This window comes from Candidatus Vondammii sp. HM_W22 (assembly GCF_022530855.2).
Classification (GTDB): Bacteria; Pseudomonadota; Gammaproteobacteria; order Chromatiales; family Chromatiaceae; genus Vondammii.
Genome location: NZ_CP099567.1, coordinates 3,025,883 through 3,047,465, shown reverse-complemented (window position 1 = coordinate 3,047,465; position 21,583 = coordinate 3,025,883). Strand labels below are relative to the sequence as shown.

At 50.8% G+C, this 21,583-nt stretch carries 19 protein-coding genes and 4 pseudogenes; 15 read left to right on the top strand and 8 right to left on the bottom strand.

Annotated elements, in window-relative coordinates; all coding sequences use genetic code 11:
* The first annotated feature begins 18 nt into the window (after window positions 1-18).
* From MN084_RS17315 to MN084_RS17295, 5 genes are read left to right on the top strand one after another with little or no spacing between them, the layout of a single operon-like run.
* Window positions 19-1,272 (top strand): molybdopterin molybdotransferase MoeA, encoded by a 1,254-nt coding sequence (locus MN084_RS17315; protein ID WP_241085607.1) that lies wholly within the window; start codon window positions 19-21, stop codon window positions 1,270-1,272.
* Entirely contained in the window at window positions 1,269-1,520 is a 252-nt protein-coding gene (moaD, locus tag MN084_RS17310; RefSeq protein WP_241085608.1) for a molybdopterin converting factor subunit 1, read from the top strand. The genes MN084_RS17315 and moaD overlap by 4 nt, the downstream gene beginning before the upstream one ends.
* Before the next feature lie 6 nt (window positions 1,521-1,526).
* The gene (moaE, locus tag MN084_RS17305; protein ID WP_241085609.1) at window positions 1,527-1,988 is read left to right on the top strand and encodes a molybdopterin synthase catalytic subunit MoaE; all 462 of its coding nucleotides are present in this window, start codon (window positions 1,527-1,529) and stop codon (window positions 1,986-1,988) included.
* A gap of 2 nt (window positions 1,989-1,990) precedes the next feature.
* Complete coding sequence (locus MN084_RS17300) at window positions 1,991-2,179, top strand: c-type cytochrome (protein ID WP_241085610.1); 189 nt, start codon at window positions 1,991-1,993, stop codon at window positions 2,177-2,179.
* 48 nt (window positions 2,180-2,227) lie between these two features.
* Entirely contained in the window at window positions 2,228-2,569 is a 342-nt protein-coding gene (locus tag MN084_RS17295; protein WP_241085611.1) for a c-type cytochrome, read from the top strand.
* A 65-nt stretch (window positions 2,570-2,634) separates the two neighbouring features.
* Here MN084_RS17295 and MN084_RS17290 read toward each other — a convergent pair whose 3' ends face one another.
* The gene (locus MN084_RS17290) at window positions 2,635-4,767 is read right to left on the bottom strand and encodes a thioredoxin domain-containing protein (protein ID WP_241085612.1); all 2,133 of its coding nucleotides are present in this window, start codon (window positions 4,765-4,767) and stop codon (window positions 2,635-2,637) included.
* Between the two features lie 277 nt (window positions 4,768-5,044).
* On the opposite strand from MN084_RS17290, the pseudogene MN084_RS20035 reads away from it, so the two are divergent.
* Window positions 5,045-5,185: pseudogene (locus MN084_RS20035) on the top strand (IS256 family transposase); the annotation flags it as partial.
* On the opposite strand, the pseudogene MN084_RS17285 reads toward MN084_RS20035, so the two are convergent.
* The 6 genes and pseudogenes from MN084_RS17285 to glyQ form a co-directional block, all read right to left on the bottom strand.
* Window positions 5,162-6,371, bottom strand: a pseudogene (locus tag MN084_RS17285) (IS256 family transposase); the annotation flags it as partial. The pseudogenes MN084_RS20035 and MN084_RS17285 sit on opposite strands and share 24 nt — an antisense overlap.
* 736 nt (window positions 6,372-7,107) lie before the next feature.
* The gene (locus MN084_RS17280) at window positions 7,108-7,365 is read right to left on the bottom strand and encodes a transposase (RefSeq protein WP_241085613.1); all 258 of its coding nucleotides are present in this window, start codon (window positions 7,363-7,365) and stop codon (window positions 7,108-7,110) included.
* A gap of 208 nt (window positions 7,366-7,573) precedes the next feature.
* Window positions 7,574-8,296: a lysophospholipid acyltransferase family protein gene (locus MN084_RS17275; RefSeq protein ID WP_330178212.1), complete on the bottom strand. Its 723-nt coding sequence runs from the start codon at window positions 8,294-8,296 to the stop codon at window positions 7,574-7,576.
* A gap of 333 nt (window positions 8,297-8,629) precedes the next feature.
* On the bottom strand, window positions 8,630-8,980 hold the full coding sequence (locus MN084_RS17270) for a nucleoside triphosphate pyrophosphohydrolase family protein (RefSeq protein ID WP_330178211.1): 351 nt from the start codon (window positions 8,978-8,980) through the stop codon (window positions 8,630-8,632).
* A gap of 141 nt (window positions 8,981-9,121) precedes the next feature.
* A complete protein-coding gene (gene glyS / locus MN084_RS17265) occupies window positions 9,122-11,194 on the bottom strand; it encodes a glycine--tRNA ligase subunit beta (RefSeq protein ID WP_241085617.1) in 2,073 nt (690 codons plus the stop codon).
* The gene (gene glyQ / locus MN084_RS17260) at window positions 11,187-12,101 is read right to left on the bottom strand and encodes a glycine--tRNA ligase subunit alpha (RefSeq protein WP_445083852.1); all 915 of its coding nucleotides are present in this window, start codon (window positions 12,099-12,101) and stop codon (window positions 11,187-11,189) included. Before glyQ ends, glyS begins: the two co-directional genes overlap by 8 nt.
* A 697-nt stretch (window positions 12,102-12,798) precedes the next feature.
* Here glyQ and MN084_RS17255 point away from each other — a divergent pair.
* Window positions 12,799-13,326: a transposase gene (locus MN084_RS17255; RefSeq protein ID WP_241085619.1), complete on the top strand. Its 528-nt coding sequence runs from the start codon at window positions 12,799-12,801 to the stop codon at window positions 13,324-13,326.
* A gap of 173 nt (window positions 13,327-13,499) precedes the next feature.
* Window positions 13,500-13,766, top strand: a complete 267-nt coding sequence (locus MN084_RS20030) for a helix-turn-helix domain-containing protein (RefSeq protein ID WP_445083851.1) — start codon at window positions 13,500-13,502, stop codon at window positions 13,764-13,766.
* A 447-nt stretch (window positions 13,767-14,213) separates the two neighbouring features.
* Here the strand turns inward: MN084_RS20030 and MN084_RS17250 are convergent.
* A pseudogene (locus tag MN084_RS17250) lies at window positions 14,214-15,532 on the bottom strand (IS5 family transposase).
* A gap of 119 nt (window positions 15,533-15,651) precedes the next feature.
* On the opposite strand from MN084_RS17250, the pseudogene MN084_RS17245 reads away from it, so the two are divergent.
* The 7 genes and pseudogenes from MN084_RS17245 to glnA all read left to right on the top strand — a co-directional run.
* A pseudogene (locus MN084_RS17245) lies at window positions 15,652-16,002 on the top strand (IS30 family transposase); the annotation flags it as partial.
* A 7-nt stretch (window positions 16,003-16,009) separates the two neighbouring features.
* Entirely contained in the window at window positions 16,010-16,804 is a 795-nt protein-coding gene (locus MN084_RS17240; RefSeq protein WP_241085622.1) for an IS3 family transposase, read from the top strand.
* 256 nt (window positions 16,805-17,060) lie between these two features.
* Window positions 17,061-17,360 carry an EAL domain-containing protein gene (locus MN084_RS17235; protein ID WP_330178209.1) on the top strand — a complete coding sequence of 100 codons (300 nt, stop codon included), beginning with the start codon at window positions 17,061-17,063 and terminating at the stop codon, window positions 17,358-17,360.
* A gap of 70 nt (window positions 17,361-17,430) precedes the next feature.
* Window positions 17,431-18,474, top strand: a complete 1,044-nt coding sequence (locus MN084_RS17230) for a tRNA (5-methylaminomethyl-2-thiouridylate)-methyltransferase (protein WP_241086049.1) — start codon at window positions 17,431-17,433, stop codon at window positions 18,472-18,474.
* Window positions 18,474-18,713 carry a sulfurtransferase TusA family protein gene (locus tag MN084_RS17225; protein WP_241085623.1) on the top strand — a complete coding sequence of 80 codons (240 nt, stop codon included), beginning with the start codon at window positions 18,474-18,476 and terminating at the stop codon, window positions 18,711-18,713. The genes MN084_RS17230 and MN084_RS17225 overlap by 1 nt, the downstream gene beginning before the upstream one ends.
* Complete coding sequence (locus MN084_RS17220) at window positions 18,713-19,903, top strand: cation diffusion facilitator family transporter (protein WP_241085624.1); 1,191 nt, start codon at window positions 18,713-18,715, stop codon at window positions 19,901-19,903. The genes MN084_RS17225 and MN084_RS17220 overlap by 1 nt, the downstream gene beginning before the upstream one ends.
* 270 nt (window positions 19,904-20,173) lie before the next feature.
* On the top strand, window positions 20,174-21,580 hold the full coding sequence (gene glnA, locus MN084_RS17215) for a glutamate--ammonia ligase (protein WP_241085625.1): 1,407 nt from the start codon (window positions 20,174-20,176) through the stop codon (window positions 21,578-21,580).
* Window positions 21,581-21,583: the final 3 nt, after the last annotated feature.

Below are 21,583 nucleotides of genomic sequence, written 5' to 3'. Positions count from 1 at the left end.
GCGTCAGAGAAATAAATTATGAGTGATTGCGGTTGTTCCAGCGTTAAAAGCAGCACCCCCCTCAAGTCGCTCGAAGAGGCCATTGAGCTGTTGCTGTCCCACGCTAAAGCGGTAGCCGAGGTTGAAATGGTGCCGATCTCTGACGCCCTGGACCGGGTCCTGGCTGAGCCTTTGACCAGCAAAGTTACCATGCCGCCCTGGGATAACAGCGCGATGGATGGTTATGCCGTCAATACAGCGGATCTGTCCGGTGACAAGCCGTTGCTGCCGGTCTCCCAGCGCATCCCCGCCGGTGTTGCGCCCACGCCTCTGGAGCCGGGAACAGCGGCACGTATCTTTACCGGAGCCCCGGTACCTGCCAATGCCGATGCCGTGGTGATCCAGGAGGTGTGCGAGCAGCGCGGTGACAGCGTCATTATCAGCCAGATTCCTACCCCAGGCGCCAACATCCGCCGTGCCGGTGAAGATGTCAGTGAGGGCCAGCAGGTGCTCCAGGCAGGCACCCGCATCGGTCCCCAGCACTTGGGGCTTGCCGCCTCAGTCGGGATTGGCGAGCTGCCGGTCTATCGCCGGCTGAAAGTGGCGCTCTTTTCTTCCGGCGATGAGTTGATTAATCCGGGTCAGCCTCTGGGACCAGGGCAGATCTATAACTCCAATGAGTCCACTCTCAAGGGCATGCTCCAGGCCTTGGGTTGTGACGTCGTGACCCTGGGTATTGTGGAAGATACCTTTGATGCCACCTGTGCTGCGCTGCTGAATGCGGCTGGACAGGCTGACCTGGTGATGACGTCCGGCGGGGTTTCAGTCGGTGAAGAGGACCATCTCAAACCTGCCGTGGAAAAACTGGGCACACTGGATATGTGGAAAATCAATATTCGCCCGGGTAAGCCACTGGCTTTTGGCCATATAGAAGGGACGCCCTTCATAGGAACGCCGGGTAATCCGGTCTCTCTGTTTGTCACCTTCTGCCTGTTTGCACGTCCTTTTATTTTGCAATCCCAGGGCGTTGATAGAGAGAGCATGGCGCCTACGCCGATCCTTGCCAAAACTGATTTCGATTGGCCAAAATCGGACAAGCGCCGGGAATTTGCCCGTGCTCGATTGGCTCTGAATGCTCAGGGCGAGGCGCAGATCTCCCTTTACCGGAGTCGCTCTTCCGGTGTCCTGAGCTCATTGGCCTGGGCCAATGGTCTGGCTATTCTGCCTGAACATCAGACCTTGTCCAAAGGCGACCAGGTTCAGTTTCTACCCTTCAACGAATTACTGTCATGATCAATGTACTCTACTTTGCGCGCCTGAAAGAGCAGCTGAATATCGCATCAGAAGAGCTGGAGGCGTCCAGCCTATCCACCCTTGCTGATATTATCCGGCAGTTAACAGAGCGGGGTGGTGTCTGGGAAGAGACTTTTGGTAGTGGCCAGACCGTCATGATGGCAGTCAATCAGGAGATGTCCGATGCCGCAGCCTCAGTCAAGGATGGTGATGAAGTGGCTTTTTTTCCGCCGGTAACCGGTGGCTGACTCACGATGAATCAGATCAAAGTCCAGATAGAACCCTTTGACATCGCCGCTATCCAGGATGACCTGAGGGCGGAGAATCCTGCCATTGGCGCGGTGGTCACCTTCGTTGGCCTGATGCGCGACATGAACGAGGGCGACAAGGTAGGCACCATGACCCTGGAGCACTATCCGGGAATGACTGAAAAAGCGCTAGAGGCGATCGTCAAGGAGGCCAATGAGCGTTGGGAATTGCTGGGCATTCGTGTCGTACATCGGGTGGGTGAGCTGCTGCCGCTCGATCCTATAGTATTGGTGGCCGTAGCCAGTGCCCACCGGGGGGAAGCCTTTCGGGCTTGCGAGTTTGTTATCGATTACCTTAAAACCCGCGCGCCTTTCTGGAAAAAAGAGCAAACACCGGATGGTGACCGTTGGGTGGAAACCCGTCACGGTGATGACGAGGCGGAACAACGCTGGGAAACAGGGAAATAACCATGTCAAAACTCTCCATTGCAATAGTACTGTTGTCGATTGCCGCCGGAAACGCGCAAGGCGACAGCAACGAACTGGCCATCTCCATTGTCGAGAAAACATGCCACCTGTGTCATGGCATGAATGGCGAAGCATCCAACGCTATCTATCCCCGGTTGGCAGGTCAGAACCGCAGTTATCTGGTTAAGTAGCTCAGTAATTTTCGGGACAAGGTACGCAAAAGCGATACCATGGGTGAAATGGCCAAAGAGCTGAAAGATGAACAGATTGAAGCACTGGCAGATTATTTCAGCACCAAACCCGGCCATTCACACCGAGTAAGAGACAAGGCTTTGGCTGCGGTGGGTGAGTACATTTTTCTGAAGGGTAATCAATTCTCGGGCATCCCGGCCTGCGCCTCCTGTCACGGCGAGCAGGGATTGTGCACGGAACAGCTGCTGCGATTGGCCGGCCAGCACAAACGCTACGTGGCCGATCAGATGGAAGCCTTCGACCAGCGGGTCAGAAACAATGACAACGCAATCATGCACGCCATCGCCAGCAAGCTTACCGAGCTTGAGATCGCCGGGGTGTCACTCTAGTCAGTGGTATTAAACCGGAGCCACAGACTGCCGCCAAGGAGTGAGATCTGCCTCAAACCATCAGGCTACTCTCTGGCACGCTTGTATGAACCCACGCTGCCGGTAAAATCCTGGTCGCTGGATTTGGCAGACATACTTTCATTGTCAGTCAATAGTTTATCAAAGGCCGTATAATCTCTGATGGGCGCCTCGCATGCGGTACCCTTGCAGATGTAAGCGATAACGCCCTTGTCTCCCTTACGTGCTTCCAGCAGGCCGGGCAGTGCGGTCTCTGATGCGGGTATCGCCAGTGTCAGCCGACGGGGTGCATAGTTGCGGGTTGCACGCTTGCTCCAGGCTTCCATCTCTTTCTCTTCCCCACGAATAATGATGGTCTCAGTGGGGTAGATCTGTGCCTCCAGCGCTTCCAGTAGGCTGCAGTGGGCATGAGGTAGTTGCAGCAGATGGGGCCAGGCGCATTTCAGTATCGCTTTTGCTGCATCAAGATAGTCGGTCTCTCCCAGGAGATGCCCCAGTCGGGAAAGGGCGAATGCAGCGACGCCATTGCCGGCAGGGGTGGAGTCATCACCAAAGGGTTTGGCTCGATGGATCAGCTGCTCGTGGTCGTCTGCGGTGAAGAAGAAACCGCCGTTTTCATGATCCTGAAAATGGTCAAGAAGCACTTGGGCCAGCTCGGTGGCAAACGTCAGGTCCTCACTCTTCCAGCGCGCCTGTAGCAGTTCCAGCAGTGCATCGATAAGGTAAGCATAGTCATCCAGATAGGCGGCGAAGGCTGAAGTGCCATCCTTATGGCTTGCCAGGAGGCGCCCCTCTTTCCAGAGGTGCTTTTTTATAAAGCTGATAGCCTGCTCTGCGGATGTGATCATTTGCGGCTGGCCGAGCAGACGTCCCGAACGGGCCATCCCCTTGATCATCAGGGCATTCCATGAGGTCAGTATTTTCTCATCGCGGCTTGGCCTGATCCGGATTTCCCTCGCCTGGTAGAGTTTATTGCGGGCCGTTTGGAGTAGTGTGCGCGCCTCTTCACCCGTGGTGCCGTAAGCACTGCTGAGATCAGCGATACTGGCATAGTTGTGCAGGTGCCAACTGCCTTCAAAGTTGGGTTTGCGATCCAGTCCATAATAGTGACTGAGGTGTTGGTACTCTGTTTCACTCAGCAGGGCTTTTACCTCATCGGGTCTCCAGACATAGAAACGCCCCTCCTCACCCTCGCTGTCAGCATCCAGAGTGGAGTAGTAGCCGCCTTCACTGGATTGCATCTCCCGCATCACCCAATCGGCAGTCTGCTGGGCTGTCTCACGGAACAGCGGTTTTCCGGTAGCCTGCCAGAGATCGGTATAGAGACTCAGTAATGGCCCATTGTCATAAAGCATCTTTTCAAAATGGGGGATCATCCACTGATCATCGACCGAGTAGCGGCAGAAGCCGCCTCCGAGTTGATCGTTGATGCCCCCAAGAGCCATGCGGGTGAGGGTGAAATCTACGGCGTAGAGTGCGCGGGCATCTGCGTTGTCGCCGCCGGTTGTGGCGGACCAGTGACGAAGTAGTCTGTTCAGGCTGGCGGGGTGGGGGAATTTGGGCGCCTGCCCAAAGCCACCGTATCGCTCATCAAATGCGCCTGTCAGTTGTTGCCTGGCGCTCTCAAGCGGCCCGGAATTCAGTACTGCATTTTCTCCGTTATCTTTCGGGTTGAGCTGGGATATGGCATTTAGCAGGGCCTGATTCTGCACCTGGATATCCTGCTTTTGCTCTCTGTAAGCCTGAGCAATATTGTGCAGAATATCGACAAAAGGTGGCAGGCCGTGGCGTGCCTGTTTAGGAAAATAAGTGCCTGCGAAAAAGGGGGTCTGGTCATCCGGCGTCAGGAATACGGTCAAAGGCCAGCCCCCCGGGCGCTGTGCCAGCAACTGGTGGGCGGATTGATAGATCTTGTCCAGGTCGGGGCGCTCTTCACGGTCTACTTTGATGTTGATGAAGAGCCGATTCATCTCCGCCGCAGTGGCTTCATCCTCGAAAGACTCATGGGCCATCACGTGGCACCAGTGACAGGCAGAGTAGCCGATAGAGAGCAAGATGGGTTTATCCTGCTCTTTAGCCTGCCGCAGCGACTCCTTGTCCCATGGCTGCCAATCAACGGGATTGTCTGCATGCTGTTGCAGGTAGGGGCTGGTGCAGTTGCTTAGGCGATTCTGTGACATGCTGTTTCCTGAAAATGAATAGATAGCCTGAATAATAGTAAGCTCTCAAGAAACTCGTGGGTTGCATGGGTATATCTGTATCCATCTGCAACATTTCAGAGTGTTATTGAGAATTAGAGTTTCAGGAGGATAGAATCCGAGAATTGCATAAAAAGCTTGACATGATAGCAGTCCAAGCGTTGCCGTGCCTTCAGAAGAGAAATAGGTCTTCTGGAGACCGTTATGAACGCAACAGGATACGGTAATATCCCCCGCGAATTGTTGAGACAGACCTGAATTCTCTGACCGATGGGACAACAATACCCCGGATCAGCCGCTCCTGGAGTGCTCATTGGCAGAATCTCAACACACTGTTAACTACCCGGAGAACAGACGAAAAGTGATCTACACAACCAACACCTTCTTTAAATTTGATTCCGGTTATCACCTTCGCCAGATAATCGAAACCCCGTAATCGTCTCCACTTCTTCTCGGCACACCGGCCGAGTTTGAACATCATGTGTAGCATGCCGTCACGCGATAGGCAGCCCTTGGAACGCTTGGTTCGATGGCGGATTGTCCCGAAGGTGGATTCAATCGGATTGCTGGTCCGAATACTCTGCCAATGCTGCGCAGGAAATTGTTAGAAAGCCATCAGTTCCTCTCGGTCTTTGTGCAGACAGATGGCAGCCTTCGGATACTTTGGCTCATACGTTTTGATAAACAGATCAAAGGCCTTTTCCGCATCGGCCTGGGTCTCCGCCTGCCAGATGTTGTGCAGTGCCTGCTTCGCTTTCGGCTGAGCTGACCTTGGCAGGCAGTTCAGCACGTTCATGGTCTTGTGCATCCAGCAGCGCTGCTGACGCGTCTCTGGATACACTTCCTCCAGTGCAGCACAGAAGCCCATAGCACCGTCTCCGATTGCCAATTTGGGCGGGTTTAGTCCGCGTGACTTCAGTTTTAACAGCACCTCCCGCCAGCTCTGTGTGGACTCCCGTACACCATCCTCAATTGCCAGAAAATGCTTCTCACCACGCTCATTCACGCCGATCACCACCAGGGCACACAGCTTCGTCTGCTCTGCTCTGCTCTCTGTCCGCTGTAGACGTGTCTGCCCACACATACTCCCAATGGCCCTTATCCAGGCGCTCCTCGCGCCCGCTCCGATATTCTTCTGCCCAGACCTGCTTCAGACGCGATACCCTGCCGGCCGACAAGCCTGTTGCATCCGGAACCACCAGCACTTTCAGGGCTTCACCCATCTCTCCACTGGAAATCCTCTTCAGGTAGAGCCACGGCAGTGCCGCTTCCAGTGACTTCGTCTTGCGTACATACGGCGGCACCAGAGCTGATCGGAACGTCACCGGCTCGCCGGTCTTCGCTCGTATTTTGGGGATCTTGACCGTGACCGGCCGCAATCCTGTCTGCAGTTTACGAGCTGGCAGGTGACCATTACGCACCACACCCGTCTTGCCATCCTCTGTCCGTCGCTCGACGTGCTCCGCCAACAGCTCGGCCTCCACCGCCTGGTAGATCAACTGCTCTGCACCGCTTCTCAGCAACTCTGTCAGCGGATCGATAATCGTATCGCGACCTGCCAGCTTAACAACGTTATTCTTACTCATGGTGGCGTATCTCCAATGGTTGTTTTGATGTCTCGCAACAACAAATCAACCAGATACCCCGCTCTTTTTCAATTCCTTTCAAACACCACTTTCAGTTATAACTCGCAATCCAGGTCCCATCGAAAAAGTGGACAATGCCGATCCGTCATTGGAAACCAGCATTGAATAGATTTATGATTGAGTCCGTAGAACGCTTAGCAGTATATATTTAACCTTGGCTGTTACACAGAAAACTTTACAGGCTCTATTTAGGAAGTGAGGTTCTGATAACTCTGCCTTACTAACGCGTAATGTACTCAAGCGAATGTTTGCTCATGCTAAGGGGTGTTGGATCATTTAATCCGGCAGCAGCTAACGATGTGGCCATCACAGCGGTGGCTTTTGTTTTGGTACATCATTCATAGACATGCTGGATCACCCAATGCCGATGTAGCAACCAACGTGGCAAGAGTGTCCCTTCTTGCCAGTATTCCTCCCATCACTCGACGTGGTCCAGGTTCCGGCGCAAGTACTGCAACTGTTGCTTGATCCCCCAACGCCGTACCTTTCCGGCAGGATAACGAATTGCCTGTTGAGCGATTGTCGCATCCAGAATCAGTTTGCTCTGGCGTTCCGACGCCTCTTCTTCAGACGCACTCCCTGAAACTGAGGGCGGTTCATCATCACCTTTTTGCTGCGACTTTCCTATTCCATCTGGTCGACTCTAAATGGCTGAGCTTTTTTTTATCTTTATACTTTACCAGCGCATCGATGACGGCCCCATCCACCTGCAAATCTCAGCAGATAACGAAGGGGCAAACGGCACATCCATCTGATAACCCGATAGCCCTACGAAATACTGACAATAGGGATATTTCTGGATCTGCAGGACAATCTCTCTGTCGGAAAGGCAGAGCTTGTGTTTAATGATTACCGCGCCAATGATCAGTCGGGCATCTTTTGCCGAACGACCCTGTGTGTCGAAGTCCCTGATAGTAACTTTCTGCCAATTCATCCCTGGGAATACACTCGCTCATTTTAACCCAGCGGTTGCTTTAATCCGGTGCTGTTTGAAAGGGCCAATCAAATTCAGCGAGAGGGATTTGTCTATGGCTGTGATATCGGATCATAGGTGCATGGCTTTTGGTGGATATGGCTCATTTTTCGAGCACCATTATACCTGATATGGTGTATTTACGGCAATAATATCAAAGAGTTATGGTTTATGAGCAGGCTCTAGGTAATTTATCGACCGTTGATTCAATCCACTTTTCGATCTTTTTATTGATCTCGATGGCACTGAGTCCATCTGTTTCAATTGGTTGCCCGACCACCATCTGGATGGTTCCAGGGTACTTTCTCAGGTCTCTGCGCCGCCAGAATATACCGGCATTGTGCGCGATAGGAATTACCGGGTAACCTGATTTTTTAGCCAGCAGGGCACCGCCAATGCCATATTGTTTGTGGGCGCCTGGGGCAACCCGTGTACCTTCAGGAAAAATTACCACGACTCGTCCCTGCTTAAGTCTCTTAATTCCGATGTCGATTATTTGGTTTACCGCCTTCCTACCGGATTTTCGGTTGATTGCAATAGGTTCCACGAGTGCTGCGGCCCAGCCAAATAGTGGAATCCACATCAATTCCCGTTTCAATACCCAGGCTTGTTCCGGTATCAGCAGGCATCTTAGCGCCATAGTTTCCCAAGCTGATTGATGCTTGGAGAGGACAATGGCCGCGCCTGTGGGCAGGTTCTCTTTGCCGTGTAATTCGTAGTTAAGGCCACAGATGAGGGAGAGCATCTTTATGTTGACCATGCCCCAGAAATTGCACACCAGGCAGCGCCATCTGAATGGAATGAACCAGCCAATAATAGAGAGAGGCCCGGCGATAAGAGCGATACTTAATGCCATAAGGGTGAAATAGAGAAGGGATCTAGCAAGAATCATTCGGGGCCTGCTTGAATTAAAATTAGTGATTCAACAAAGGCATCTACAGCCTCGGGAAGGTTGTTATGTACAGGAATATGCTGCTGCAATTCCACTGAATCTGATTCGGCCTAGCCTTTAGCAGCACAGACTATCATAAGATTGGCACCGGCAATTTCGGTGATTTTTGCAGCCTGACGACTATTCTTAACTACTGGCACTTCTACCAGCTCTGAGTAAAAACGTTCGACGATCTGAGTTAACATAGTAGCCGGATCAAGCGAATTTTTAGTGGGGATGACGCAACATCGAGCTATAATTGCCAATTTCAGTGCCATTGTTAATAGTAATGGCCTACTTTTTGACACCTCTGAATTCCGAGACTCGGATTCGCCCATCCACCATTCTGGATTCTCTCTGCATTAGTTTTTCCATTTTTGACCAGAATGTCTGGTTGAGATCAAACTCACCAGCTATCGCGGTGCCCATAACCAGGATCAGCAGATCGGCAACCTCTTTAGCCAGTTCCTCTTTATCTTTCCCCTTGGTAACACAGGAGGAGATCTCACCCAGTTCTTCAGCCATCAGGGAGATTCGGTAGGTCATCTCTTCGCCTCCCGTCTCCTTGAAGCGATGTTTGTCATGAAACGCCTGTACTGATGCCATCATGCTTTTCCAGGAGTCCGATTTGTTAACGCTATTCATAATCTATCTTTTCTATAATTAAGATTGGTTGTCAGGTCATCTGTCAATAATGCCGCGCAGATATTTAGCAGAGGATCTAGAAATATTTCGCTCCTCTCTCCATCGCGAACTTATTTACAATAGATGATTCCGGAACCCTCTCTATTGAAGTTTTGAAATGTCGGCAACACCCAGGAACAGATCGCTTATCCGGGTGAGCAGTGCCAGTCGGTTTGCCCGAATGGCCGGGTCGTCAGCCATTACCACTACATGATCAAAGAAGTTGTCTACCGGGTTTTTAAGCTCGGCCAGAGAGATCAGAGCCGCTTCATAATCGAAGCTTTGAAGAAGCGGCAACACGTGCTCTATTTTGCCACCAATCCTGGCAAAAAGTTCATGCTCCTCATCATATTCAAACAGTGAGAGATCGACATTCTCCGGCAGCTTATCCTTGGCTTTTTTTAAGATGTTGCGTATGCGTTTGTTGGTCGCAGCGAGAGAGGAGGCTTCCGGCAGGTTTCTGAATGCGACAACTGCGCTTACCCGGCGATCGAAATCAGCGATGGTTTCTGGCTTTATGACCGCAACGGCATCAAAAATATCTACCGGGATACCTTCCTCATGGTAGATGCCCTTGAGACGCTCGATCATGAAATTGTAGACTTGGATTATAGCACCTGCTTCACCGGTTAGCCCATTCTGAATAGAGGCTGCCCTCTCCAGCAGCTGCTTCAGACTGATCGGGAGCGCATGTTCACGCATGATACGCAAGGCACCCAGTGCGGCGCGACGTAAGGCAAACGGATCTTTGTCGCCGGTGGGTTTCATGCCTATGCTGAAAATTCCAACTAGGGTATCCAGCTTTTCGGCCAGAGAGATAGCAATACCTGTTTTACTCTGGGGCAGTCGATCGCCAGAGAAGCGGGGCAGGTAAAATTCCTCCATGGCTTGTGCCAGCTCCTCAGACTCCCCATCCCGGATGGCTTGATAGCGGCCCATGATTCCCTGCATGTCGGGGAACTCGTTAACCATTTCGGTCATTAGATCACACCGGCTCAGCATGCCGGCCCGATCAGCAAGGGATGAGTCCCCACCAATCGCTTCAGTTATGCCGGAAGCAAGTCTGGCAACCCGGTTGGCTTTTTCATGCATTGAGCCCAATTGCTTCTGGAATACGACTGACTTCAGCGCCTCCAGATGATTTTCCAGTTTTTTCTTGCCATCTTGGTTCCAGAAGAACATGGCATCACTAAGGCGAGGACGCACGACGCGCTCATTGCCCTCTTTGATGATCTCCGGATTTGGACTGTCGATATTTGCGATGGTGATGAAGTGATTCATCAGCTGGCCATTCTCATCCACCAGATGAAAGTACTTCTGATTCTTCTTCATGGTGAGAATCAATGCTTCATGGGGCACCTGCAAAAAATGCTCTTCAAATCCAGCGATAATAGGGATAGGCCACTCCACTAGGCCAGTGACTTCATCGAGCAGCGATGCATCAATCTCGGGGTATCCTCCTAAAGTCTCGGCAGAAAGCGTAACCTGCTGGCGAATTTTTGCCTGCCGTGTACCGAATTCAGCAATAACACTGCCGGTTTTTTCCAGTGTATTTGCATAGTCTGCCGGCGAGCTGATCTCAATCTGTTCAGGGTGATGGAAACGGTGCCCCCGGGTAAATCGGCCAGCTTTTGCCTGAAGGATAGAGCAGGGCACCACTTGGTCGCCATGGAGAAACAGCAGCCAATGGACCGGACGTACAAACTGGGCGTCCGTATCGCCCCACCGCATGCGCTTCGGTATAGGCAGCCGGTTAAGAGCATCCTCTGCGATAGCGGGCAGCAGCTCTGAAGCTGGTTTTCCCTTCTCCTTGAGCTGATACATCAGCCACTCGCCTTTATCTGTCTTCACCCGGCCGAGTTTGTCCGCCGTGGTGCCGCAGGAGCGGGCAAACCCTTCCGCCGCTTTGGTTGGACTGCCCTCGTTATCAAAGGAGGCCTGGATGGCGGGTCCGCGGCGCTCAATCTCCCTGTCCGGTTGCTGCTGGCTGCATTCCTCAACCAGCAGTGCCAGACGGCGGGGTGTAGCGAAGGGTTTAATCGCTCCGTGTTGCAGATTCGCCTTATTAAGACCGGCAACAAATGCTTCGGTGAACGCGTTGGAGAGTTTTTTCAGGGCCGCGGGTGGCAGCTCTTCGGTTCCCAGTTCAAACAGCAGATCAGCAGAATCAACCATTGGCCAGCTCCTTTTCCTGTTTCAACATGGGGAAGCCGAGTTTCTCTCGAGCTTCATAATAGGCTTGGGCAACTGCTCTGGAGAGGGCACGCACCCGCAGGATATAACGTTGACGCTCAGTAACGGAGATGGCGTGCCGGGCATCGAGCAGATTGAAGGCGTGAGAGGCTTTCAGTACCTGCTCATACGCAGGCAGAGGCAACCCAAGTTCGATCAATTTGCTACTCTCAGCTTCACACTGATCAAAATAACTGAACATGAAAGCCACATCGGCATGCTCAAAGTTATAGGCTGATTGTTCCACTTCATTCTGATGGAAGACATCGCCATATGTGACCAGGCTGTTAGGACCCTGGGTCCAGACCAGATCGAACACGCTTTTCACTCCCTGAAGATACATGGCGATACGCTCCAGTCCATAGGTGATTTCACCGGTTACAGGCCGGCAGTCAAGGCCTCCCACCTGTTGGAAATAGGTGAACTGAGTTACCTCCATGCCGTTTAGCCAGACCTCCCATCCCAATCCCCAGGCACCGAGGGTGGGAGATTCCCAGTTGTCTTCAACGAATCTCACATCGTGTACCAGGGTGTCAATTCCCAGCATTTGCAAGGATTTCAGGTAGAGATCCTGAATATCGAGAGGCGATGGTTTCATTGCTACCTGGAACTGATAGTAGTGTTGCAGTCGGTTGGGGTTTTCACCATAACGGCCATCGGTGGGTCGCCGAGAAGGTTGCACGAAGGCAGCGGTCCAGGGCTCCGGGCCGATGGATCTCAGAAAGGTTGCAGTATGGAAAGTACCGGCACCCATCTCCATATCATAAGGCTGTAGGATGACGCACCCCTGTTCTGCCCAATAGCGCTCCAGGGCAAAGATTAATCCCTGAAATGTGGAAATATCAGGCACATTGCTGCTCGTTGTCATGGTCAATGTTAAGACTCTGCTTTCCAAAAGAAAAAGTTAATCGCGCAAGTATATCCTTTTGTCAGGGTATTGTTGAATCGGAAGAAGTGAAACGGCTACTCTTTTTATTCGATTGTCAGGAGTTCGCAGGATTTAATCACAAAGTCTTAAAAAGCAGGGTTTGGTGAGTCCACTGTCAGCAGGCAGTGCCAAAAGATCCCTGGCTGCTCTCGGCAAACCCTACCGGCGATGGAGAGATAATTGGACTCCCCTCACCCTAAAACAGAAACTGGTTGCCCTTAAAGCAAAGCATAATGGGAGCCCAATAAACGAAGAAAACGACTACAGGTGTAGATTTAGCCAAAAAAGTTATCCAGGTGTGCGTTGTCAAGGGACCTGAGATAGTTACCAATGATGAAATGGCATCAGGGGAATTTGCATCCTGTCTGGTCATGGCTAAACTAGCGATTGCCGTGTTCGAACCTTGTGCGATTTCCAACTACTGGAAGCAAGTGGCTAAGGACAATGGTCATGATGCCCGCATTATATCAGCCAAGCTTGTTTCTCAGATAAGGTAAAATCAAAAGGCCGATAAAAATGATGCCTTGGCCATCGTACAGGCTAGTCAGCTTGTTGATATTAAATTCATCAATGGCAAGACTTTTGAGCAACAAGAGCAGTCCATCATGAGAATGTACGTGTGTCATCAAGAAGAGGTGGATTAGGTGGCACAGTTCAAGGGGTGCTTGAAGACGCAGAGAAAAGGTTTTGCATGCAGTTTCGCCAGGCATTGAATGCAATATGGAGACTTTACTTACCGACGGTTAAAAACATAGCGGAAAAGGATAGGCTATTGGCACAGGCCATCAAGGCACACCCGGAATGTGAGAAGTTGCGGGCGGCACTAGAGGGTGTGTCTACGATAAATGCTGTTAATCTCTATATTACGACAGGCTGCGGTGAAGCTGGTACATTTAAAATGGGAAGGGATGCATCAGCATGCATCGGATTGACGCGGCTTCAGCATTCCAGTGGTGGAAAAACAAATTTTGGTAGTATCGGGAGATTGACGAAGAATATTGCCCTGAGGAGTTATCTTGTGAATGGTGCGATGTCCGTTATCAGCCATGTTGACAAACGAGAACCGCAAACAAAAAAGGAAAAGAGGGTAAAACAATTGCTTGAGTGCAAAAGTAAAAAATGTGTAGCTGTAGATTCAATGGGTTGATGCAACACATTATACTCAATGATCAATTTATGGGGATTATGTGATGGCAAGACTTGGCAGACCTGGACTCACAGATGATCAAAAACAAGAACTATGGTCACGTTGGCGGAAGGGAGAATCACTTAGTGATATAGGCCGTTCCCTCGAAAAACACCCTGCATCAATTTTTTGGTATGCCAAGACTATTTGGAGGGTATTGCCCTTCAGTTCGCAAACGCGCTCAAAATGCTCTCATTCTGGAAGAACGTGAAGAAATATCCAGAGGGCTTTCCGTGGGCTTGTCTTTGCGTCAGATAGCAAGAGACCTTGATCGCTCACCCTCAACCATAAGCAGGAAAATTCAGCGCAATGGGGGAATGAACCGCTATCGTGCAAATATTGCTGATAGTAAAGCTTGGGATCGTGCTCGTAAGCTAAAGCTGTGTAGACTTTCCCAGTGAGATAATCTTCGTAAAGTCGTAGCCGATAAGCTTTCAAGAGTGGTCTACTGAGCAGATATCTAGCTGGCTAAAGCGAAATTACCCAGAGAATGAGAGAAGTTACGTGTGTCATACGAAACCATCTACAAAAGCCTATTCATTCAGTCTCGTTGCGTATTGAAAAAAGAGCTTCAAAGACATCTTAGAACGCAAAGAGTCTTTCGGCAGTCCAGGCATAGTAATATTAAAAGGCTACCCAGAAGTGGCATTATTGATGGTATTTCCATAATCGCTCACCTGAAATTGAAGACCGGGCCGTCCCTGGCCACTGGGAAGGCGATTTGATCTCAGGTTCTTCCAACACTCATATAGCTACGTTAGTAGAGTGTCACTCGCGATTTACTATGCTCGTTAAAGTCGCAGGGAAAGACACTAATTCGTCGACCCTAAAATATTCATTCCAGGCACTTAATAATACTGTTGTTTCTGTTTTGCAAACAGGAACAACAGTATGGACATGATATTTTTCAGCACAAAAAGAACCTCCCTCATCCATTTTCTGAAGTTGAAGGCAGCCGCCGCCATAAGCAAGTTAATCTGATCCCCGGCAAAGCCTTTAAGAAAGTTCCTTTTTAGCCTGTGGTCACTCTTTAAGTGACCACAGGCTCAATGCCAGCTCGTCTTCTGAAACGTTTTCTGGCTAATGCCATGGCTTCTCCTGAGGTATTCTTCCTAGCAGGCTTTGGCGTTACTATCTGGGTGTCATTAACCTTTGATTTGCCCCGATAACCTCGATCAGCAATACCCACTTTGGGTACTCGATTGATGAGACGTTTCACCTGTGCCAAGACCTCAGGTACGGTGTGACCATCAAATACATTCTTCTCAAAAGCCAGGGCACCAATCACAATGCCCGCGTCCCTTGTGGTGGTGATTGATGCCTTGGTGCCAAACTCATAATGCTGCTGGGCCTTGCCTTTGCTCATACAGTAAACATGAGGTTCATGTAGGCTGTACAACTTGTTTTTATCAGCACGCTTCTGATTCAGCATGCGCTGGTACAGGGCGAACTTTTCTGCATAGAATTTCTGTTGTTCTGCGGTCATTTTACGCTGTATTTCACGCAGTAATCGGCCGCTGATGGTCTTTAATCGCTTGACGGCCTTACGTGCCTTTTTACGATTCCTCGGATGTGTGGCAAATCGGGTGGGGAGCTTGAGAATTTTTACTTCCTTCTCATGGCTTCGACTGAGCACGATACCTTCTGCTCGGGCCATCTTGAGTAATTGCCTGTGTATCTTTCGGTACTGCTTTGCATCAGTTGGAAAGGTAATATTTTTCTCTTGTACGGTAGTGTCGATACACATTTCATCTTCGATCGCCTTTTCTTGATGTAAGGCGATAGAGGCAGCCAGGACCTTTTCAAAACCTTCTTTGCCAATACGCTTTCTGAAGTAAGTCAGGTCGGAGGGGTCACAAGGAAGTTGCCATTGGAATTCGATCTCACCCGTAAAACTCGGGTAGTAGGGATTTTGTATCCAGCGTTGAATCAGAACCTCGTCACTGAGATCTTCCAGATGCTTGAGTATCGAGAGGCCCACCATTAGGCGGATGGGTTTTGAGGGCTTTCCAAGATGAGAATAAAGCGGGGCAAATTCAGCATCAAAATATGACCAGTCTATCTGTCTGGCCAATAGCAAAAGTGGATGCTTGGGGTTCAGCTGATCCAGTAAGTTCTGGTGCAGGAAACTTTGCTGGTTGGGATTGTCTGTCTTGGGTTTGCTCAATTATCCACCTCTGTTTCGTCCAGTTTTTCTCTGCTTTTACCCCTTTCACGGACGTTTATTTTATCAAATTTAGACGCTTATTTTATATAAATCATTGCGTTATAAATATTTCAGGGTCGACTAATTCGGTTGTTTCCGCACTCACGAAACAGGTTAAAAAACTTCCAGACAAGCTGGTACAGGCATTAACTTGGGATAGGGGGATGGAGCTTGCCGGTCACAAGAAATTTACTATGGCGACAGATGCAAAAGTCTACTTTTGTGACCCACAAAGTCTATGGCAAAGAGGGACCAATGAAAATACAAATCGGCTATTGAGGCAGTACTTTCCGAAGAAAACAGACTTGTCGATTTACTCTCAGGCACACTTAGATCGCGTGGCGAAAAAACTCAATCAACGACCGAGAAAAACATTGGACTTCGCCACTCCTGCAGATAAACTAAATGACGGTGTTGCATTGACCCATTGAATCTACAATGGCATTGTTTGCTATTGAACGGGGCCTTAGCCAAAGGCGAGCAAGCTGGCTTTGTACGACACCGCGATCGGGGCTTCACTGTAGTTCAAAACGAGAACGTCGTGACCGGCATCTGTCGGCCGCGTTGCGTGTAGTGGTGCGGGAGGATCCCAGTTGGGGCTATCGTTTAGCAGGCGCCTATCTGCGGCTCAGAGGTTGGCAGGTAAACAACAAACGCGTATATCGACTCTGGCGGCTTAATGGCCTGTGTTTGCCGCCTTATCGCCCTCGACGGAAGATTCGCACTGGGGTAAAACTGGAGGGATTGGCGCTACGACGGAATGATGTGTGGGCATGGGATTTCGTACATGACCGCTATCATGACGCAGAGCCTCTGCGGTGCTTGACGGTCAAGGACGAAGCAACCGGTTATTGTCTGGCAATCAAAACTGGTCGATACCTACAGAGTCAACACGTGAAAGCGGTGCTACGTGAATTAATCATTCGCTACGGAATTCCCCGAGCCATTCGCAGCGACAACGGAGCTGAGCTGTTGGCCCTCGTACTGCGCGAGGAACTGGAAAAGCATGATATTAAGCTAGCCAATATTGAACCGGGAAAACCCTGGCAAAATGGCAGCAATGAAAGCTTCAACGGCATTTTCCGCAAGGAGTGTTTAAATGCAGAGATATTTGGTAGCCTGACCGAAGCCAGAGTTGTTATTGAACAGTGGCGTTGCCGATATAATGAGCGGCGACCCCCACAGTTCACAACACTATGTCACGCCAGAGATGGCGTATTTTGGATTACGTGAAATGCGGAGAACCTAACAAGCCAAGTGGCCATAGAATGGGGACATTTCATTAAGTTTTTTTCCTATTTTCTGCTCGTTGAATACCCACGAGGGTATAAGGGATTTTGAGATTATCAGGGTTCATGGAAAAAGTTGGACGACAACTTATACCTCTCCTGCTGCTTGGCTGCGCAATTCCGTCCCATGCTATGGAATTGGTTGTTAATTCCGGAAATGCTCAGAAAGTGCTCTCTCACAGCACGGGTTGAGAAAGTTGATGGGTGATATACAGGAGCTGGGATGCAAATTTGCTCTGGATAATTTTGGTGTTGGTTTCTCCTCCTTTATTTATCTCAAAGAGTTGCTGGTGGATATCCTTAAGATCGATGGCTCATTTATCCGCCAATTAGCCTACAGTCCGGACGACAGGGTTTTCGTCAAGGCACTGAATGAAGTGGCTGTGGGGCTGGGCAAGGAGACTGTTGCAGAGTTCATAAAGAATGAGGAGGGGCTGCAACTACTGGCTGTTATCGGCTACCGGAAGCAGAAAACCCCTGTTTTGCGGCGAAGAGAGTAGAGCCTCGACCCTGAATTGCTCGATAGCGTATAATCCCTATTCCGTTTTCACCCAGATGCATAATATTCGTATGACTGAACAGCGTAAGGCCGTTGCCTTGATCTCTGGTGGCCTCGATTCCCTGTTGGCTGCCAAGGTGATTCAGGAGCAGGGCATCCGTGTCGAGGGCATTAATTTCTTTACCGGATTCTGTGTCGAGGGTCATACTCACGCCATCCGTAAAAAAGACCGTGCCAAACCCAAACGCAACAATGCACTGTGGGTAGCCGAACAGCTGGGCATCAAACTTCACATTGTCGATATTGTGGAGGAGTACAAGGATGTGGTGTTTAACCCAAAGCATGGCTATGGCGCAAATCTGAACCCCTGTCTCGATTGCAAGATATTTATGGTGAAAAAGGCCCATGAATGGATCACCGAACATGGGTTTGATTTCATCATAACCGGAGAGGTCATAGGGCAGCGTCCCATGTCTCAGCGCAAGGACACCATGCCGGTCATCTCCCGGGAGTCCGGTGCCACGGATCTGCTATTGCGTCCCCTGTGTGCCAGGAATCTTCCTGCCACAAAGCCCGAGATTGCGGGCTGGGTAAAGCGTGAAGAGCTATACGATTTCAACGGGCGTAGCCGAAAACCCCAGATGGCTTTGGCAGAGCAGTTTCATTTGGATGATTATGCCCAGCCGGCAGGTGGCTGCTGTTTCCTCACCGATGCCAGCTACTCGGTGAAACTGACAGACCTGTGGCAGGCTCGTGGCCACAAAGAGTACGAGATGGATGACATCATGTTGCTCAAGGTGGGGCGGCATCTACGGCCAGGGCCGGATTTCAAAGTGATCATTGCCCGGGAGGAGGGAGAGAGTAATTTTCTCAGGGGATACCGCAAGCAGTTTATTCATCTTGAGACCATTAGTCATGCAGGCCCTCTGTCCCTGATCGATGGTGAAGTGGATGATGAAGATCTGGAACTGGCTGCACGGCTAGTGGCCCGTTTCAGTCAGGGTAAGAACATAGCGCAGGTTGAGGTCAAGATCGTTGATTTGACCGGTAATAAACGGACCCTGACGGTCACGCCTTTGAAGCCGGATGAAATCCCTGTGGCGTGGTATATCTGATGTGCGACAAGGTACTGCTCGATGCTCGAAGATTGCTCTGTCCAATGCCGGTGATTCGGGTGCAGGATTGTGTAAAGACGTTATCACCTGGCACTTTGCTGGAAGCGGTCTGCACCGATCCCGGGGCACTTAATGATATTCCTGCCTGGTGTCGTATCAATGGCCATCAGCTGGTTGAGACCCGCGCCAAGGGCGATGAGTATTTTGTTGTGATTGAAGTGTGCGAGGAAACACAGTAATGACAATGCCTGTCGATAGCAGCCAGCGATGCACAAAGGTGATCCAACAGGTCACTCTGGTGGGGGCGCTGGTCAACCTGCTGCTGGCAATGAGTAAGGTCATTATCGGCCTAGCTGCTCAATCCCAGTCACTGGTGGCAGATGGTATCCACTCTTTCTCCGACCTGTTTTCAGATGCACTGGTCTATTTTGCTGCGGTTCACGCCAGTCACGGCCCTGATTCCGATCATCCCTATGGGCATGGTCGATTTGAGACGGCCGCAACCCTGGGCCTTGGGTTACTCCTGATCCTGGTTGCGGTGGGTATCTCCTGGGATGCAGTGGACCGGCTCTTTTCACCAGAGGAGCTGTTGCAACCGGGTACGCTGGCACTCTATGCGGCTAGTTTCTCCATTCTAGCCAATGAAACACTCTACCACTATACCGCAAGGGCTGCACGCCGGATTAAATCCAATATGCTGCAGGCCAATGCCTGGCATCACCGCTCAGATGCCATCTCCTCGATTGTTGTGTTGGTTGGTGTGGCGGGCACCATGGCCGGGCTTCCCTACCTGGATGCTATTGCGGCTGTGGGTGTTGGCCTGATGATCGCAGGCATCGGCTGGAATCTTGGTTGGCCGGCTTTCCAGGAGCTGATGGATGAGGGGTTGGATGAGGAGAAGTTGAAACATATTCGTGAGATCATTCACTCCATCGGTGGGGTTAGGGCGATCCACATGTTACGCACTCGAAAAATGGGTGGAAAGGCGTCGTTGGATGTCCATGTGCTGGTGGAATCCCGGATCAGTGTTTCAGAGGGCCATATGATCAGTCAGATGGTGACCGACCGTCTGCTGGAAGATATCGAAGAGATCTCAGATGTCACCGTTCACATCGATCCAGAAGATGACGAAGTTGCTGTCCCCTGTAAAGGTCTGCCGCTAAGGGTCGAGGCGGAGGCGCTGTTGCAACAGTGCTGGGGCGATATTCCGAATGCCTCGGAGCGGCAGCGCCTAGTGTTCCATTATCTGGCTGGTTCAGTTGATGTGGATGTCTATTTTTCGAGCGATTTTTTATCAGACGACGCGGGTGCGCAGGCGCTTCATTCGGCACTGCAGGAAGCCGCGGGGGGGGTGCCTGAGTTTGGACAGGTGCGGATATTTTTTGGCGCGCCTCAAAATAGTGCGATATCTAATATTGTCGCACCATAATAGTGCGCCTTGTTTTGTGCTGGACCAGGGGAAGTGGGGTTATCCTGTCAGATGAAGTGGCAGGAGCAGGAGAGTTAGAACCAATAGTCTGTTTACATTGCCTTTTAATTCAATATGTAACGCATGGAATCAGGAACATCTGAAACAGGGAACGAAAAACAAAGCTTTGTTCATGGCACGGTTTCTGCTGAAGAGCATTGCGATATCTACCTATACTTAACGGCTGCAGTAGCAGCCCGAATGATACTTAATTAACAGTTGGAGAACATCATGGCCTCAAAAGTCTTGGAGATGATTAAAGAAAAGGAGGTGAAGTTTATTGACTTTCGCTTCACCGACAGCCGTGGTAAAGAGCAGCATGTAACCATGCCTGCCTCTATCATCGACGAAGAGATATTTACCGATGGTAAAATGTTCGATGGTTCTTCCATTGCAGGCTGGAAGGGGATCAACGAGTCCGACATGATTTTGATGCCGGATCCGGATACAGCCGTGATCGATCCGTTCACTGATGAAATAACTGTAAATATTACCTGCGACATCCTGGAGCCTACCACCATGGAGGGTTATGAGCGCGATCCACGCTCTGTTGCCAAGCGTGCAGAGGCTTATCTGCAGTCCACCGGCATTGGTGATACTGCTTACTTTGGCCCCGAGCCAGAGTTTTTTATTCTCGACGACGTACGTTGGGGCGCCGATATGAGCGGTGCCTTCTACAAGGTTGACTCTGAAGAGGCTGAATGGAACTCAGAGCGGGTCTATGACGATGGCAACATCGGTCACCGTCCCGGTCTAAAGGGCGGTTACTTTCCGGTGCCTCCGGTTGACTCTCTGAACGATATCCGTGGCGCCATGTGTCTTGCCCTGGAAGAGGTTGGTGTGCCAGTAGAGGTTCACCACCATGAGGTTGCTACAGCTGGCCAGTGTGAAATCGGCACTGTGTTCGATACCCTGGTAAAGCGTGCTGACATGAACCAGAGGATGAAGTATGTGATTCAGAACGTAGGTCACGCTTACGGCAAGACGGTCACTTTCATGCCGAAACCGCTGGTGGGTGATAACGGCTCTGGTATGCATGTGCATCAGTCTATCGCTAAGAATGGTGAGAACATCTTTGCTGGTAACCAGTATGGCGGTCTCTCGGAAGACGCTCTGTTCTACATCGGCGGTATTATCAAACACGCCCGTGCATTGAATGCCTTTACCAACTCTTCCACGAACTCTTACAAGCGTCTGGTACCGGGTTTCGAAGCACCGGTGATGCTGGCTTATTCAGCCCGCAACCGTTCTGCTTCCATCCGTATTCCATGGGTCTCCAGCCCTAAGGGTCGCCGTATCGAAGTGCGTTTCCCTGATGCGACAGCCAACCCTTACTTGTGCTTCGCTGCCATGTTGATGGCTGGCCTTGACGGAATCCAGAACAAGATCCACCCCGGCGAGGCGATGGACAAGGACCTTTACGACCTGCCGGCAGAAGAGGCCGCCAACATCCCAACCGTATGCCATAGCCTAGATCAGGCCCTGGAATGCCTGGATGCTGACCGTGAATTCCTGACCGCTGGTGGGGTTTTTACCGACGATCTGATCGATAGTTTTATCGAGCTGAAGATGGAAGAGGTCACCCGCCTGCGGATGACGACTCATCCGGTCGAGTTTGATATGTATTATAGCCTGTAAGCG